The organism is Alteromonas sp. KUL150, assembly GCF_009811475.1.
GTDB lineage: Bacteria > Pseudomonadota > Gammaproteobacteria > Enterobacterales > Alteromonadaceae > Alteromonas > Alteromonas gracilis.
Genome location: NZ_BLIJ01000001.1, coordinates 19,834 through 35,907, shown reverse-complemented (window position 1 = coordinate 35,907; position 16,074 = coordinate 19,834). Strand labels below are relative to the sequence as shown.

At 44.8% G+C, this 16,074-nt stretch carries 10 protein-coding genes; 6 read left to right on the top strand and 4 right to left on the bottom strand.

The annotated features are described in order from the left end of the window. Positions 1-209: 209 nt before the first annotated feature. The 3 genes from GVO62_RS00160 to seqA form a co-directional block, all read right to left on the bottom strand. Positions 210-2,687, bottom strand: a complete 2,478-nt coding sequence (locus GVO62_RS00160; RefSeq protein ID WP_159117221.1) for a glycogen/starch/alpha-glucan phosphorylase — start codon at positions 2,685-2,687, stop codon at positions 210-212. A gap of 218 nt (positions 2,688-2,905) precedes the next feature. After that, positions 2,906-4,558 carry a phosphoglucomutase (alpha-D-glucose-1,6-bisphosphate-dependent) gene (gene pgm, locus GVO62_RS00155; RefSeq protein WP_159117220.1) on the bottom strand — a complete coding sequence of 551 codons (1,653 nt, stop codon included), beginning with the start codon at positions 4,556-4,558 and terminating at the stop codon, positions 2,906-2,908. Between the two features lie 47 nt (positions 4,559-4,605). Further along, positions 4,606-5,391, bottom strand: coding sequence for a replication initiation negative regulator SeqA (seqA, locus tag GVO62_RS00150; RefSeq protein WP_159117219.1), 786 nt, complete (start codon positions 5,389-5,391; stop codon positions 4,606-4,608). A 497-nt stretch (positions 5,392-5,888) separates the two neighbouring features. Here seqA and GVO62_RS00145 point away from each other — a divergent pair, with 497 nt between their 5' ends. The 6 genes from GVO62_RS00145 (at position 5,889) to cynS (ending at position 13,863) form a co-directional block, all read left to right on the top strand. Beyond that, positions 5,889-6,836: an AAA family ATPase gene (locus GVO62_RS00145; protein ID WP_159117218.1), complete on the top strand. Its 948-nt coding sequence runs from the start codon at positions 5,889-5,891 to the stop codon at positions 6,834-6,836. A 36-nt stretch (positions 6,837-6,872) separates the two neighbouring features. Continuing rightward, entirely contained in the window at positions 6,873-8,006 is a 1,134-nt protein-coding gene (locus tag GVO62_RS00140) for a DUF58 domain-containing protein (protein WP_159117217.1), read from the top strand. Then, positions 8,003-10,069: a transglutaminase family protein gene (locus tag GVO62_RS00135; protein WP_159117216.1), complete on the top strand. Its 2,067-nt coding sequence runs from the start codon at positions 8,003-8,005 to the stop codon at positions 10,067-10,069. The genes GVO62_RS00140 and GVO62_RS00135 overlap by 4 nt, the downstream gene beginning before the upstream one ends. Before the next feature lie 440 nt (positions 10,070-10,509). After that, positions 10,510-11,358, top strand: a complete 849-nt coding sequence (locus GVO62_RS00130) for a formate/nitrite transporter family protein (RefSeq protein ID WP_014949030.1) — start codon at positions 10,510-10,512, stop codon at positions 11,356-11,358. A 126-nt stretch (positions 11,359-11,484) separates the two neighbouring features. Continuing rightward, positions 11,485-13,395 (top strand): protein kinase domain-containing protein, encoded by a 1,911-nt coding sequence (locus GVO62_RS00125; RefSeq protein WP_159117215.1) that lies wholly within the window; start codon positions 11,485-11,487, stop codon positions 13,393-13,395. Between the two features lie 18 nt (positions 13,396-13,413). Beyond that, a complete protein-coding gene (gene cynS, locus GVO62_RS00120; protein ID WP_014949029.1) occupies positions 13,414-13,863 on the top strand; it encodes a cyanase in 450 nt (149 codons plus the stop codon). Between the two features lie 113 nt (positions 13,864-13,976). On the opposite strand, the gene fusA is transcribed toward cynS, so the two are convergent. Further along, complete coding sequence (gene fusA / locus GVO62_RS00115; RefSeq protein WP_159117214.1) at positions 13,977-16,064, bottom strand: elongation factor G; 2,088 nt, start codon at positions 16,062-16,064, stop codon at positions 13,977-13,979. Positions 16,065-16,074 lie beyond the last annotated feature (10 nt).

Genomic DNA, 16,074 nt, shown 5'->3' with positions numbered 1-16,074 from the left:
ACTGGTATTATATAAAAGCACGGTCGAGCAATAGGCGCAACGACGGTAACGTATTAATTTGAATACTTGTATATAGCATCAAACAACAATAACGTAAAAATTGAGTAAAGGCCTGTTTTAATTTTACGCTTATCTTTGTTGTCAGCATTTCAAAAACAAAAAACCCGGCTAGTTTAGCACTGCCGGGTTCTTTATTTTACGCCTTGCGATTAGCCTTCAATCTTACACGGTGAAAGCTTCCAAACGCGCTCAACGTAGTCACGAATTGAGCGATCTGAGGTAAATTTACCCATCTTAGCCGTATTTATAATGGCCATTTCAGCCCAGCGCTCTTTGTCGCGATAGGCAGCATCAACTGCAATTTGTGCATCAGAATAAGCTCGGAAATCTGCCAATACCATGTACGGGTCGCCATTATCCAGCAAGCTTTGCTTGATAGATACTAAGGCACCTGGTTTGCCCGGCGTGAAGTAATCGGTTTCTAACCAATCAAGCACAGCTTTGATTTCTGAATCTTTGTAATAGTAATCGTACGGGTTATAGCCCTTAGCTTTAAGCTCGTTTACTTGTTCTACCGTCAATCCAAAAATAAAGATGTTGTCGTCGCCTACTTCTTCGGCAATTTCAACGTTTGCGCCATCTAGCGTACCGATAGTTACCGCACCGTTTAGCGCTAGCTTCATGTTACCGGTACCCGATGCCTCTTTACCTGCTGTACTGATTTGCTCAGATACGTCTGCCGCCGGGATCATTTTCTCTGCAAGAGAAACGCGATAGTTTGGTAAAAACGCAATCTTAATCTTGTTATTAACCCGTGGGTCGTTGTTAATCTTGTCGGCCACTTTATTGATAGCATAAATGATATCTTTAGCTAGTTTGTAGCCAGGTGCTGCTTTCGCACCAAAGACAAACACTCGAGGGTGCATATCGTAATCAGGGTTTTCAAGAATTCGACGGTACAGTGCCATTATGTGCAACAAGGCTAGGTGCTGACGCTTATATTCATGAAGACGCTTAATCTGCACGTCAAATATGGCATTAACATCCACTTCTAAGTCGAGTGACTTACGAATTTCATCGGCCAACAGTTCCTTATTTTCTAGCTTCACTTTCATGAATTGCTTCTGGAACGTTTTGTTGCTCGCGAATTTAGCTAAACCTTGAAGTTTGTCTAAGTCACGTGGCCAATCATCACCAATTTTCTTATCAATTAGCTTAGAAAGCCCAGGGTTACACGCTTTCAACCAGCGACGTGGCGTAATACCATTGGTTACGTTAGTAAGTTTACCCGGATATAGCTCATCGAATTCTGGGAACAATGACGACTTAACAAGACGAGAGTGCATTTCTGCAACGCCGTTTACCGCAAACGAGCCGATAACCGATAGATGACCCATGCGCACCATCTTTTCGTTGCCTTCTTCAATTATAGAAAGCTTCTCTTTCATGGCATTGTCACCGGGCCATTTCTTATCAACCTCAGCCATAAAGCGATGGTTAATTTCGTAAATGATCTCTAGGTGACGAGGAAGGATCTTCTCTATCATTCGAGCAGGCCACTTCTCTAGCGCCTCTGGTAACAAGGTATGGTTGGTGTACGCGAAGACCTTAGTACAAATACCCCATGCTTCATCCCAACCAAGCTCTGCGCGGTCAACAAGAATACGCATAAGCTCTGGCACAGAAATAGCCGGATGTGTGTCATTTAGCTGAATAACAACTTGGTCAGCGAAACGGCTCCAATCATCGCCATGGGCGCGCTTGTAGCGGCGAATAATGTCTTTCAATGAACATGAGCAGAAGAAATACTGCTGGATTAAGCGAAGCTCTTTACCGGCTTCCGTCTCATCATTGGGATAAAGCACTTTTGAAATGGTTTCTGCCTGCACGTTTTCACGCTGTGCATCAACATACCCACCTGCATTAAACACGTCCCAGTTAAAGTAGCCCGACGCTTCTGACTGCCATAGGCGCAGTACGTTGACAGTTTTACCTTCATAACCCACCACAGGAATATCCCACGGCACACCTTTAACGATAGAGCCTGGGTGCCACTCTTTTAGCACTCGGCCATTTTCTCCGTACTTGGTTTCTACGTAGCCGTATAACGATACTTCTTGTGTAGATTCTGGACGGCAAATTTCCCATGGGTTGCCGTAGTCTCGCCAGCTGTCTGGACGCTCGATTTGCGCACCGCTTTTAATTTCCTGACGGAATAAGCCGTGTTCATAATGAATTCCGTAACCGATAGCCGGTAATTCCATTGTTGCTAGAGAGTCGATGAAGCACGCTGCAAGACGACCAAGGCCGCCGTTACCCAACGCCATATCAGGCTCTTCTTCGAGAATATCTGAAATTTCCACACCCAGCTCTTTTAATGCAGCACTTGCTACATCAAACAAGCCAAAGTTTTGCAGGTTGTTTGATAACAAACGACCCATAAGGAATTCAGCAGAAAAGTAGTGAACAGCGCGGGTGTCGTTCAGATAATGGGTTTTCTGCGTTTTGCGCAACCCTTCTAGCACTTGCTCTTGAATTGCTGCGCACGTGGCTTTCCACCAGGCGTGATTGTTTGCTTTGTTTTCGTCGGTGCCTAATGTGCAGTGTAGGTGTTTGATCACGGCAGACTTAAAAGCCGCTTTATCGATCACTGGAGAGGGTTGCGTCTTGGTCGCTTTTGCGTTCATTTTGCGTCTCACTCTTAAATAAGAAATGGCGTTTTAGCGCCGAAAAGTAATTTAATTACAAAATATCTTAAGAATATGACAGCAATATATCAGTACTAAAACGGTTATGTTGTAATAATTTTGTTAAAATTACAAAAAATCGCATGAATTCGTATTCATTCATGCGATTTTTAACAATTTTATTACAAAAAACAATTGAAGTAGGTTTAATTTTGACCTTATTTAATGATTTTTCCTACAAGCAATTCAGCCTCAGCGATTAATTCTTGTAAGTGACTTTCACCATTAAAGCTTTCAGCATAAATTTTGTAGATTTGCTCAGTGCCAGAAGGTCGTGCTGCAAACCAACCATTCTCCGTCGACACTTTTACCCCGCCAATCGCGGCGTTATTTCCTGGAGCATGTGTTTGAACAGAGATAATTGGCTCTCCAGCAAGGGTATCGCTGGTAACCACCGACGCATCCATAGCTGACAATTTTTGCTTTTGTTCAAGGGTTGCTGCTACATCAACGCGGCTGTATACAGGCGCAGCAAATTTTTCAGTTAGCGCTTCGTAATGCTCACCAGGATCTTTACCCGTCACGGCAAGAATTTCTGCCGCTAGCAGGCATAGAATAAAACCGTCTTTATCTGTAGCCCAGGTGCTTCCGTTTCGTTCTAGGAAAATACCACCAGCACTTTCCTCACCCGCAAAACCAATAGTGCTATTAGATAAACCTTCCACAAACCACTTAAAGCCTACTGGCATTTCGGCTAATGGTTTACCCAAACTTTTGGCAACACGATCTATCATGCTGCTCGAAACCAGGGTTTTACCAATATTAAGTTCGCTCGGCCAATCTGGGCGATGTGTATACAAATAATTGATGGCAACCGCCAAGTAATGGTTAGGGTTCATAAGCCCTGCGCTTTTACACACTATACCGTGACGATCAAAATCGGGGTCATTCCCCCAGGCTAAATCAAAGTTGTCTTTAAGCTCGATAAGCCCCGCCATGGCATAGGCAGAGGAACAGTCCATGCGAAGCTTGCCGTCTTTGTCTCGGCGCATAAAACCAAATTGCGGGTCAACAGCGTCGTTAACAACCGTAATATCCAGCCCATATTTTTCAGCAATTTTTGACCAGTAGCCTACCCCAGCACCACCTAATGGATCTGTGCCTAGCTTTAAATTAGCCTTGGCAATGGCCTCCATATCAACGACTTTTGCTAAGTCTTCGATATAAGGTTCCATAAAGTCTTCTTCGCGAAATAGTTTGCGAGCGCTCGCTTGGCGGATATCAATACGCTGAACGTCTTTATTCCCATCTGCAATTAATGCGTTGGCGCGTTCTTGAATTTGCTTGGTCACGTCGCTATCGGCAGGCCCACCGTGAGGCGGGTTATATTTAAAGCCACCGTCTGAAGGAGGGTTATGAGAAGGCGTGATGACAATGCCGTCTGCTTTGTCGGTATTGCCCGCACGATTGTAACGGATAATAGAACGAGAAATAACAGGAGTTGGTGTATAGCCCATGCTTTCGTTGTCCGCGCGCTGTACAACAACATCAACACCATTGGCGCATAAAACTTCTATAGCGGTAACCATGGCAGGTTCAGATAGTGCGTGGGTATCTTTACCGACGAATAGTGGGCCGTCAATTCCTTCTTGCTGTCGATATTCTACCAGTGCCTGGCAGATTGCACTGATGTGCGTATCGGTAAACGTAGCGTTTGACGCTGTACCTCTATGACCAGATGTACCAAAAGAGACCGCCTGTCCCGGGTCACTCATATCCGGTTTATAGCTGTAATACTGACTCACTAGCTGCGCTACGTTAATGAGCTGCTCTTTTGCTGCATGCTCTCCAGCCTGCGGATGTAATGCCATGAAAAAAATCCTTATTTAGAAGTTTCGTTGTTCTATACCTTGGCTTGCTATTTACCTTCTGAAGAGAAACGTGCAATCACGGTTTCAATAACATCGGGTTGATAGCCTAAGTTACGCAAAACTTGTTCCAGCATATTCGTTTTCTTGGCAGTATTGTTATTTGTTACCACCCAGAACGGGCTATCAGGGATAGCTTTAGGATTAGTACTGCTGCCGTTTTCCAGCAATGCCGCCTTACTTGTTGCAAAGTACGTACGGTCTTTACCTTTTATACTTTCAACACGAGTAAAGTTTTCTGCATTAAGCTTGTGCGCTGCACTTAAAACAAACAAGAATTGATCAACGCGCTTGGTAAACGTGCCTAATGCATCTTTTGACACCGCTTCAAGAATGTCTCTTTTCGAGTGAGCTTCTGCTGCTGGCGTTACTGAAGAAACTTCCGAAACCTTTTTAGCTGCCCTTGAGCTCGCAGGCGCTTTTGCTGCCGTTGTTTTAGCTGGAGCTTTCTTCGCTGCAGCCTTTGGCGCTGCTTTAACTGCTGAACTGGCTGTCGCTTTAGTAGGCGCTTTGGTTTGTACTTTGGTCGCCTCTTGAGTTTCAACTTCGGGTGTTGACTCACTTGCGTTATCTGCGGTTTCTACAACGTCTGTACTTTTTGACTGGCTTGTTTTTACAGATGTAGATGAAGCCCCACCATGCTGGACACCATGAGACACGGCACCGTCTTCAGGCAAAAGTAAACGTCTTAAAATTTGTGATGCACTCTCACCAATATGCTTCGTTTGGCTGGCGATGAAGGCATATAAATCGTCATCTATTTCAATGCTTTTCATAACTACTTCCTTTTTAAGAGGCACCATTATAGACAACACAGATAAACTACGCAGCACTTAATAACAGATGTTTTGCGGGAATCTATGCTAATAAGGTAAGAAAGTGACGTTTTACTGCTTCCCATTCCGTCGTATTTGCTGTCGATAAAGTCCATGTAAGCCGTTTTTACTTTTTCAAAAATAGACGTCGCCTTAACAATATTAAGAACATAGGAGAAACAACTCAACGAACCATCAAGTCGCTGATATACCTGCGTATAAAATTTAACAGGTAATTCAATAGAAAGCCTTTCACTATCGTTGCTATTATTAAGTAGTGACCTTCGAAACACCACATCGTCGGCACTCGTTACCGTTCGCTAAACATGTAAACTAGAACATGAACTCAGACATGAACTTAAACATCATTGCGCAACATCCTTAGAAAAGCCTTAATCGCTTTCTCACTGTTTAATACGTAGTGTGACAGAGTAACTTTAAACTTAAGTGACAATTATATGCGCCAAGATATCATTAATGTACAGCGGGCTCTTAGTCAGAAAATTATTGGTAAAGATCACCAATTAAAACTCGCAATAACCTGTTTACTTGCCAATGGCCACTTATTAATTGAAGACTTACCGGGAATGGGTAAAACCACCCTTTCTCATGCGCTTTCCCAAGTTTTTGGCCTACAATATTCTCGCATTCAATTTACTTCTGACTTACTCCCATCAGATATGTTGGGCGTAAACATTTTTCATAGTAATGAACAAGACGAGGCAAAGCGCTTTTCGTTTAGACACGGCCCAATTTTTAGCCAAATGGTGTTAGCGGACGAGCTAAACAGAGCCAGCCCCAAAACACAAAGCGCCCTGTTAGAAGCGATGGAAGAGCGACAAGTAAGTATAGATGGTGTAACCCACGCGCTACCTTCTCCATTTTTTGTTATTGCTACACAAAACCCAAGCTATCAATCGGGCACTTATCCCTTGCCAGAGTCCCAACTCGACCGTTTCTTTATGCGTATCTCTTTGGGCTATCCAGCATGGGAAGCAGAAAAAGCCATGCTATTGCAACAGGATGCATCAGCACCGCTTGCACAAATACTAAATGAGGAGAATTTGCGCGAGATGCAACGAAAGGTAGCCGCTATTCATACCAGCGATGCCATTATTCATTACATACTAAGATTGGTTAGTGAAAGTAGAGAAAGTAATGATTACCCTAATCCCCTATCGCCACGAGCGAGTAGAGCGATACTCCAAGGTGCCAAAGCCTGGGCGTTTGTTTCCGGAAAATCATATGTTACTCCCGAAGATGTACAGGCCGTCTTCGTGGCCATTACCGCTCATAGGCTAACATTGTCTTCACATCAGTTGGCACAAGGGCAGCAAACCCATGCTTTTGACGGTGAAAAACTGAGCCAGAAATTACTTGATAGTATTGACCCACTGGCAGCCTAGCATTCATGAATTTTCGGAGCGCTAAAGGTGCGTAGAATGCCAGCTTCACTGTCGAATTACCTACAACGCAGGCTATTAAAGTGGTTAGACAGGCGAGTTCCGGCTTCTCACGAACATCACCTCAACTTAAATAGTATTTTTATATTGCCGAGCGGATTCGGTTGGTCTTTTATTATTCTATCGCTGTGTTTGTTTTTACTTGGCACTAACTACCAAAACAACTTGATGTTGCTGCTTAGCTATTTGTGCTTAAGCATTATGCTATTAACGCTGTTTTACACTCATCAAAACTTTGCGCGTTTAGCGCTTAAAGCGACGCCCCCCAGTCCATTTCACTGTAACTTACAGGGTGAATTGCAGCTTCAGGTTATCCCTCACGCGACAGCGCCAACAAAAACGTGCAATGGTGTATTAGCAATAAAATGGCTAAATACAGTGCGCCCCATGGATACGACTGCTCATGCAAGCAATGAAAACATCTCAGTGGCTCAGCAGACGTACAGCTTTTCTTTAAACGGCAATGAAGTTACGGATACAAGACAAACGCAAACCCTCAGCGTGCCTCTTCCAATACCCGAACGGGGGCGATTTGCACTCGGCAGACTAACCATTGCATGCGATTTTCCGTTGGGATTATACAAATGCTGGACCCACCTCGATTTTGACCAACAAGTCACTGTCTACGCAAAACCTCAAGAAGGTCCGGTCACTGTTAATAAGGTAGCGAGTTCTAATGACTCGGATAGCGTCAGTCAGGTTAACGACCTTACAAGTAACGAGGACTTCTACGCATTAAGCGATTACGAAGTTGGACAGCCGCTTAATCGCGTATCATGGAAGCATGTGGCGAAAAACGGAAATTGGGTTTCGAAATCCTTTACCTCCTTGCAAAGCGACAGTTTTGTACTTTCAGTTCCCTCAAACATAGATGTGGAAACTGCCGTATCGGCACTTACCTATGCAACATTGTCTTGGACAGGCGCAGACCGGGTATTTGGGATACAGTACAAAGGGCTTAACATTGCCCCTGCTCACGGGGTAAAACAAATGCACGAATGTCTTAGTGCACTTGCTTGTTTGAATTCGCATTCATCACAAGCTTCTTCAACCTCAAATAAAACGGTCTCAATATCTTCCATAAAGACTGAAAAAGCGAGGTCAACGAAATGAGCTCCGCTATCTTAAGCCGTTTATCACAATTAACTGTTGTTAAAAGCGTGTTTAGCCAACCAACGTCCGTGGCTGTGCTTATGCTCTGCATAGCTTTCTCTCTTATTCTTTTTACTCTCACCGCGCCGCTTATGACATGGGTAATTATGCTAGGTGGATGTGCTGTGACAGTGAGAGCCGCAGGCCTTAGTGCGTTGAATAGTTTGCCAACATCACGCACGGTTAACTTGCTGGCGATCTTGGCAGTGTTCGCATTATCGTGGTTCGGCTTTTCAGTAGGATTGCTTGATAGCATGATCAACCTATTGACCGTCGCTTGCGCGCTCAAAATCATGCTGGTTGAGAAAAAACGAGATTTTCACTTAATTGTATGTACCTGTTTGTTCTTAATCGGCTGCGGATTTATTTCGTCTCTAAGCGTATTTGCGTGGATTGGCTATACAGGAATACTGGCCCTGCTGCTATTTGCGACTGCAATTTATCACGGTGCAGGAATACCTAAATCAAAAAGCATTAAATTCGTGACCGTGCTTATTGTCCAAGCTTTCCCTATCGCGCTGCTACTGTTCTTACTGCTTCCCCAACTCCCTCCGCTTTGGCAGATGCCCACGTCAAAGTCGACTGAAACCGGGCTTTCTGACACGGTGACGCCAGGTGATATTGCGTCACTTGCAAGTTCGTCTGAATTGGCTTTCAGCGCCACATTTGAAAACGCAGAAGCAGTCCCTGTTGCACCGTCCAGGTATTGGCGCGCTATGACCTTAGAATATTTTGACGGGAAAACCTGGTCTATTAGCAACAAACGCAAACAGGCAGAGCAGCAGTTAGCTTACATGGGCAAGCCAACACCCTTGTCAGCTCTGGCCGAGGAAAATACGCCTCAAGTGATAAGTTATGAATTGATCGTGGAACCCACACAGCAAACGTGGCTGTTTGCGCTAGCGCCTTCGACCCCCAACAACCGCGAGAACAGTATTTTCGTAAGAAGTCTTTTTGATTTTACGTTAAGGGCGAATAGCCCAATATCCAGTAAGAAGGCGTTTTATCTGCGCTACTATCCAACTGCTCAAATCACTAGCGGAATAGGAAATTTTGAATCGCAACTAAACCTTCAGGTTTCCATGAATGGCAACCCTCAAGCCAGAGCATGGGGACAGACACTTGCCAAACAATACTCGAGCGCACAGCAAATAGTTAGCGCAATAATGCGTGAATTTAATCAAGGGGGCTTCCGCTACACCCTATCGCCGAACGCCATGCCTACCGACCCCATCGACCGTTTTTTATTTGAAGAACGCTCAGGTTTTTGTGCCCATTACGCAGGCGCCATGGTGTATGTGCTTCGCGCCGCAGGAGTACCGGCAAGAATGGTGACAGGCTACCAGGGCGGAAGCGCACTTAATGACAATGTGCTTCAAATAAGGCAGTACGATGCACATGCGTGGGTGGAAGCATTTATTGATGGTGTGTGGATTCGACACGACCCAACGAGTATGGTGGCACCGTCACGCTTAACCTTCGGGCTTGAACGTGCGCTGGAAGAGCTTGGGGAGTCTCGTGAAGCCAGTATTTTGGGCGACCTTAGCAACGCTGCTATTTTTGCAACGTTACAAAGCTGGTTTCAACAGCTCGATTACTCATGGAGTAAATGGGTACTGGGCTTTGACAATACTGCGCAAACCAACATGCTTGAAGAATTACTAGGCTCGCTAACGCCGCAAAAAATGCGCGTTGTATTTCTTTCCGCCATTGGCCTAATTGGGCTTATTTTAGCACTTTATTTTTTACCCAAAACGCATCGCAACACACTTTCGCCCTCACACAGAGTTTTACTAAACGCAATAAAATGGGTTGAAGCTAAAACAGGAAAAGAAAGAGGGAATAAAACCTTGTCCGCCTTTATGACTGAAGTTAACCCTTTGATAAACGAAGATGCTGCCAAGGCACTAAGACTACTGTGTGAACTATTTGAGCACGAAAAATACGCACACCGAACACAAGAGGCAAAAGTTTATCCAACCATGAAGCGTCAGCTAAAAATGTTAAAACAGGCATTAAAGTAGGAAATAGCTAAACCGGTTGCACCTTTAACACTCACACTTCCCCCTTTTTAGTGCAGACTAATTAATAGTGCCTTGGCGCGAGCGCCTATCAACACAACCACAAATTTGTACAAGCCATTGTTTTTAATAGCAATAAGCAACGAATTTAAGCGTATTTTGGTTATTGGCACTTTTTTAGCTTTGTACAAGTGGATAACAAAAGTACGAAGGCGCTTATACAAGTATTAGTTGCCAACGGGCTTTAGAGTACAAAGGCGTACACATAACCGACGGTTTATTTGTTAGCTACCACAATGCATGAGTTTCGGACAAAGGCGTCCCCAGTTCTTTCTTACGAGAGCGCTGCGGACGCCTTTTTTTGATCTTCTGGAACGCATTGAAACAGCAAACGCCAACACACAGATGACAACTTATTAATAACGACAACGTGAGGTGAAACCATGGCTTATCTTCTCCCCGCTGAGTTTGCAACCAAGATGGTAGATGCAGGCGAAGCTAAAATTTATATGTCTACACGAGATACTCTAATCCGCGCTTATATGGCAGGTGCAATATTGGCCCTTGCCGCTGTTTTTGCCGTTACCATTGCCGTTCAAACCGGCGTGTTTCTTCTTGGCGCAGTGTTGTTCCCAGTGGGCTTTTGTATGCTCTACCTTATGGGATTTGACCTATTAACCGGCGTGTTTGTACTTACCCCACTCGCTTGGCTTGCACAGCGACCTGGCGTCACGCCAAAACAAATTCTACGAAATTGGGGATTAGTATTTTTAGGTAACTTTGGCGGCGCATTAACCGTGGCCTTTATGATGTCGTTTATTTTTACCATGGGGTATAACGTGGATGGCGGTGCCATCGCGACTAAGGTAGCCAGCATTGGGGAAGCTCGTACATTGGGCTACGCAGAGCACGGCGTTGCAGGCTGGTTCACCATTTTTATTCGCGGCATGTTGTGTAACTGGATGGTGTCGCTAGGCGTAGTGGGTGCAATGATTTCAACCCACGTTAGCGGAAAAGTACTAGCCATGTGGATGCCAATCATGCTGTTCTTCTTTATGGGTTTTGAGCACTCAGTAGTAAACATGTTCCTTTTCCCATTTGGCCTTATTATGGGCGGCGATTTCTCAGTTATGGACTACTTCATTTGGAACGAGATCCCAACTGCACTTGGAAATCTTGTTGGTGGCCTCGCCTTTACTGGACTAACCCTATACACCACCCACGTTAAGACGCTACCAAAACGTACTATCCCTGTTGATAAAGCCGCTGCATCGCAAACACTGCCTATTTAATTAAGGCGCTTATCTTAAAGCCATCATGTCTTGTCCCTACAAGACACGTCATGATGGCGTTATCCGTTTCCTTGGAAATAACTAATTGGGCTCATAATTAAATATGCAGGTAAGAAGCAATTAAACATGAATGAGCGAGCCGCGTTAAACGCCCCAATTAACCCACCAGCTAACATGCTCAGTGTAAGTGCATTTTCTACAGCCGGCGTTAAAGCGATAAACCAAGATGCATACGCTTTTCATGTTTCTGATAACCCAAATCAAAGCAGCGTTTTTGTTATCGCCGACGGTGTAAGTAGCAGTACGGTTAGCCAAGTTGCTAGCGACTTTGCTACCAGTCAGTTTATTAAACTGTTTAATATGGCGCCGGAACAATGGTCGGTTAAGACGCGCGCGGAAACCATTATTAAAGAGATAAACGCGCTACTTTATACTCGTACGCAGAGAAGCCCTTTTTGCTATACACCAGAAAAAGGTTATGTTTGCACGTTAACAGTGGCGGTGGTAACAGGCAATCACATGGATGTATTTCATGTAGGGGATTGTCAAATTCAGGTTATTTCTAAGAAGGCACAGTCGCCTGTCTTACTCACAAAACCTCATCGTCAAGTATCGGAAAGTGAGCCTTCGCAGAGTTATCTTACTAGAGCATTAGGCGTTAAAGCGAATATAGACATCGACCACACAACACTCACCCTCAACTCATCGAGCACGTTTTCGATAAGTAGCGACGGGGTTTATGAGTTTGTTTCGCTACCTACCATTCTTATGAAAATCAATGAGGCCGATACGCTTTCGGAAAACCAAGCCGCGTTGGTAGTACATGAGGCATTTACTAGAGGAAGCGATGACAACCTCACCTTACTTCTCGTAAAGGTTCTCGTAGCTAGCCATGATGGCCTAAACGATCACAGACATCCAACGTATGCCGGCGTTTCAAGTTCACCTCATTCATCTGTACTTCACAGGTCATTGGGCGACCAGCTGATAAGCAATTCTGAGGTATCTGATGCTGCGATTCATTACTCAAATCAGCAGTCTGATGAACAAGTATACGAAGAGCCTGCTGCCGCAAGCTTCAAAACGGGTGATGATGTTGATGGATTGAAGCTAGAACGACAGCTTTATACGTCGGCCCGAAGCCATGTCTTTATTGCCACCAATTCGTCTTGTGACGCTACGCACACAAAAAGCCCTGTGGTTGTAAAAACGCCGGCTACCGACTTTACCCTATCACCAGAAATGATAAATGGGTTCCTAATAGAGAGCTGGTTTTCGAGACGGATTAATTCGGCACACGTCATTAAAAGCCCAACGTTTACTGATTTGGGTTTACCGTACTCTCCTTCTGCTTTTTACAGCGTAAGTGAATATGTGCAAGGTCAAACGCTAGCTCAATGGGCTGTTGATAATCCTACGCCCCCACTAGAGCAAGTTAGGAATATAATCGAGCAAGTTGGTAAAGGTTTACAGGCAATGCACCGTCAGGGCATTGTTCATAGGGATATACGCCCCGACAATATTATTATTAGCGAACAAGGGCACTGTACTATTATAGATTTGGGTTCAGCAGCCTTAGCCGATGCCCCAAGCCTCTATAGTGACACACCTATTCCTGGCGCTGCACTTTTTTCCGCACCTGAATACTTTTTAGGAAATGTAGGCACGGAGCGCTCTGATCTGTTCTCCTTAGCCGTACTGACCTACTATCTTTTGTGCGGGCGTTATCCCTATGGCACAAAGCTCGCTCACTGTCGCACGTTGGCCGAGCAGAAAAAGTTAAAATACCAAACCGCATTGGCTCCTAATCGGCCAATACCTAATTGGGTTGATAGCGCCCTGAAACGTGCTTTGCATGTGAACCCTGATAAGCGATTTTCTGCACTATCTGAGTTTCTTTTTTCGCTTCGCTACCCAAATCCATCACAGCATACGGCGTACGAGCCGTTAGTAAAACGACACCCTCTTTTTGTGTACAAGGTGCTAATACTGGCACTTATTTTCAGCAATCTAGTTACGCTCATTTTGTTTAACTAACCCTTTAAGGAAATGCAAATGATTACATCGAGAACCCAAGTTACCGACATGATCCAGTCAGCCAAAATTTTAAAAGGCATAAAGTGGAGTCAGATTGCCGAAGTTGTTGGTCAGTCAAAAGAATGGAGTACAGCAGCTTGTTTAGGACAAATGGCCATGACAAAGCAGCAAGCTGAAGCCGTGGGTGAGTTACTTGAGCTTACCGACGAAGCGATTGCCTGGCTTCAAATCGTGCCTTACAAAGGCTCGTTACCCACAGAAGTCCCTACCGACCCGCTTATTTACCGCTGGTATGAATTGGTGAGTGTGTATGGCACTACATTAAAGGAATTAATTCATGAAGAATTTGGCGACGGCATCATGAGTGCCATTGATTTCTCGATGGATTTACAGCGCGAAAACGATCCTAAAGGCGACCGTGTAAGCGTAGTTATGTCAGGGAAGTTTCTGCCATATAAGATGTACTAAACGTATTTCAAGACGGGACACCCGACATAAAAAAAGCCGGTCTTGCGACCGGCTTTTTAGTATTTCTTGAAGCGTAAGCTAACCCAAGGTCAGCTTACGTTCGCAAAGGCTAATTACTTAGCAGCTTTACGCGCTTTCGCTTCTTCAATTACTTTGTCAGCTACGTTCTGAGGACATGCTGAGTAGTGGCTGAATTCCATAGAGAACTGACCACGACCAGATGTAATAGTACGTAGGTGACCGATGTAACCAAACATCTCAGATAGAGGTACGTCAGCCTTGATGCGAACGCCAGTAGCGCCAGCTTCTTGGTCTTTGATCATACCACGACGACGGTTAAGGTCACCGATTACATCACCAACGTTGTCTTCTGGGCTGAACACGTCAACTTTCATGATTGGCTCAAGAATCTGAGGACCCGCTTTTGGCATTGACTGACGGAATGCACCTTTCGCTGCAATTTCGAACGCGATTGCTGATGAGTCAACTGCGTGGAAACCACCGTCGTAAAGTTCAACTTCAACGTCTAATACTGGGTAGCCCGCTAGAGGACCCACATCCATCATGCCTTTGAAGCCTTTCTCAATGGCTGGGAAGAATTCCTTAGGAACGTTACCACCAACAACAGATGAAACGAACTTAAAGCCAGTGTTAGTTTCGCCCGGACGGATGCGGTAATCAATCTTACCGAACTGACCAGAACCACCAGACTGCTTCTTGTGCGTGTAGCTGTCTTCAACTGCTTGCGTGATAGTTTCACGGTAAGCAACTTGAGGCTGACCAACTTCTAGCTCAACGCCGTAAGTACGCTTCAAGATGTCAACTTTGATGTCTAAGTGAAGCTCACCCATACCTTTAAGGATGGTTTCGCCAGAATCTTCGTCAGTTTCAACTTGGAAAGATGGATCTTCTGCTACTAGTTTACCGATAGCAAGAGACATCTTTTCGTTAGCGCCTTTATCTTTTGGCTTAACAGCAATTGAGATTACTGGCTCAGGGAAGATCATTGGCTCTAGTGTACAAGGGCTCTTCGGATCACACAGCGTGTGACCAGTTTGAACGTTCTTCATACCTACGATAGCGATGATGTCACCTGCCTGTGCAGATGATAATTCAGTACGGTCGTTCGCGTGCATTTCTACCATACGACCAACACGTTCAGTTTTACCAGTAGCAGAGTTAAGGATGGTGTCACCCTTGTTTAGCTTACCAGAGTAGATACGTATGAAAGTCAAGGCACCGAAACGGTCATCCATAATTTTGAACGCAAGCGCACGGAACGGCTCGTCAACAGATACTGTTGCAACTTCGCCAGTAGGCTCACCCGTTTCTTCGTCAGTTAGATCTTGTGGATCAACTTCTGTTGGAGAAGGTAGGAAGTCGATTACTGCGTCAAGAACTAGCTGAATACCTTTGTTCTTAAATGCAGAACCACAGTATGTTGGGAAGAACGCTAGGTCACGAGTACCTTTACGGATACAACGCTTGATGTCTTCTAGAGACGGCTCTTCGCCATCCATGTACGCCATCATTAGATCGTCGTCTTGCTCAACAGCAGTTTCGATCATTTGCTCACGATATTCTTGCGCTTTGTCAACCATGTCTGCAGGAATGTCTACAACTTCGTAGTTTTCAGGAAGACCTGAATCGTCCCAGATGTACGCTTTCATGTCTAGAAGGTTAACAACACCTGTAAACTCGTCTTCGATACCGATTGGAAGCGTCATTACTAGTGGGTTAGCAGCAAGTACTTTCTTAACTTGGCCAACTACACGGTAAAAGTCTGCACCCATACGGTCTAGTTTGTTTACGAAGATTACACGCGCAACTTCTGATTCGTTAGCATAACGCCAGTTAGTTTCTGACTGAGGCTCAACACCGCCAGAACCACAGAATACACCGATACCGCCGTCTAGTACTTTAAGTGAACGATATACTTCAACTGTAAAGTCAACGTGTCCCGGAGTATCGATGATGTTCATGCGATGATCTTTCCAGAAACAGGTTGTTGCCGCTGACTGGATGGTAATACCACGCTCAGCTTCCTGCTCCATGAAGTCAGTTGTTGATTCACCATCGTGAACCTCACCAGTTTTATGGATTTTACCAGTAAGCTTCAAGATACGTTCTGTTGTGGTAGTTTTACCCGCGTCTACGTGGGCGAAAATACCAATGTTTCTGTAATGAGATAGTTCTGACATTAGTTCACTT

What these genes read in the sequence shown, in the direction of transcription:
- seqA (WP_159117219.1), bottom strand. Translation starts at nt 5,391, where the DNA reads ATGAAAAGCATTGAAATAGATGACGATTTATATGCCTTCATCGCCAGC.
- pgm (WP_159117220.1), bottom strand. Translation starts at nt 4,558, where the DNA reads ATGGCATTACATCCGCAGGCTGGAGAGCATGCAGCAAAAGAGCAGCTC.
- fusA (WP_159117214.1), bottom strand. Translation starts at nt 16,064, where the DNA reads ATGTCAGAACTATCTCATTACAGAAACATTGGTATTTTCGCCCACGTA.
- GVO62_RS00140 (WP_159117217.1), top strand. Translation starts at nt 6,873, where the DNA reads ATGCCAGCTTCACTGTCGAATTACCTACAACGCAGGCTATTAAAGTGG.
- GVO62_RS00130 (WP_014949030.1), top strand. Translation starts at nt 10,510, where the DNA reads ATGGCTTATCTTCTCCCCGCTGAGTTTGCAACCAAGATGGTAGATGCA.
- GVO62_RS00125 (WP_159117215.1), top strand. Translation starts at nt 11,485, where the DNA reads ATGAATGAGCGAGCCGCGTTAAACGCCCCAATTAACCCACCAGCTAAC.
- GVO62_RS00160 (WP_159117221.1), bottom strand. Translation starts at nt 2,687, where the DNA reads ATGAACGCAAAAGCGACCAAGACGCAACCCTCTCCAGTGATCGATAAA.
- GVO62_RS00135 (WP_159117216.1), top strand. Translation starts at nt 8,003, where the DNA reads ATGAGCTCCGCTATCTTAAGCCGTTTATCACAATTAACTGTTGTTAAA.
- GVO62_RS00145 (WP_159117218.1), top strand. Translation starts at nt 5,889, where the DNA reads ATGCGCCAAGATATCATTAATGTACAGCGGGCTCTTAGTCAGAAAATT.
- cynS (WP_014949029.1), top strand. Translation starts at nt 13,414, where the DNA reads ATGATTACATCGAGAACCCAAGTTACCGACATGATCCAGTCAGCCAAA.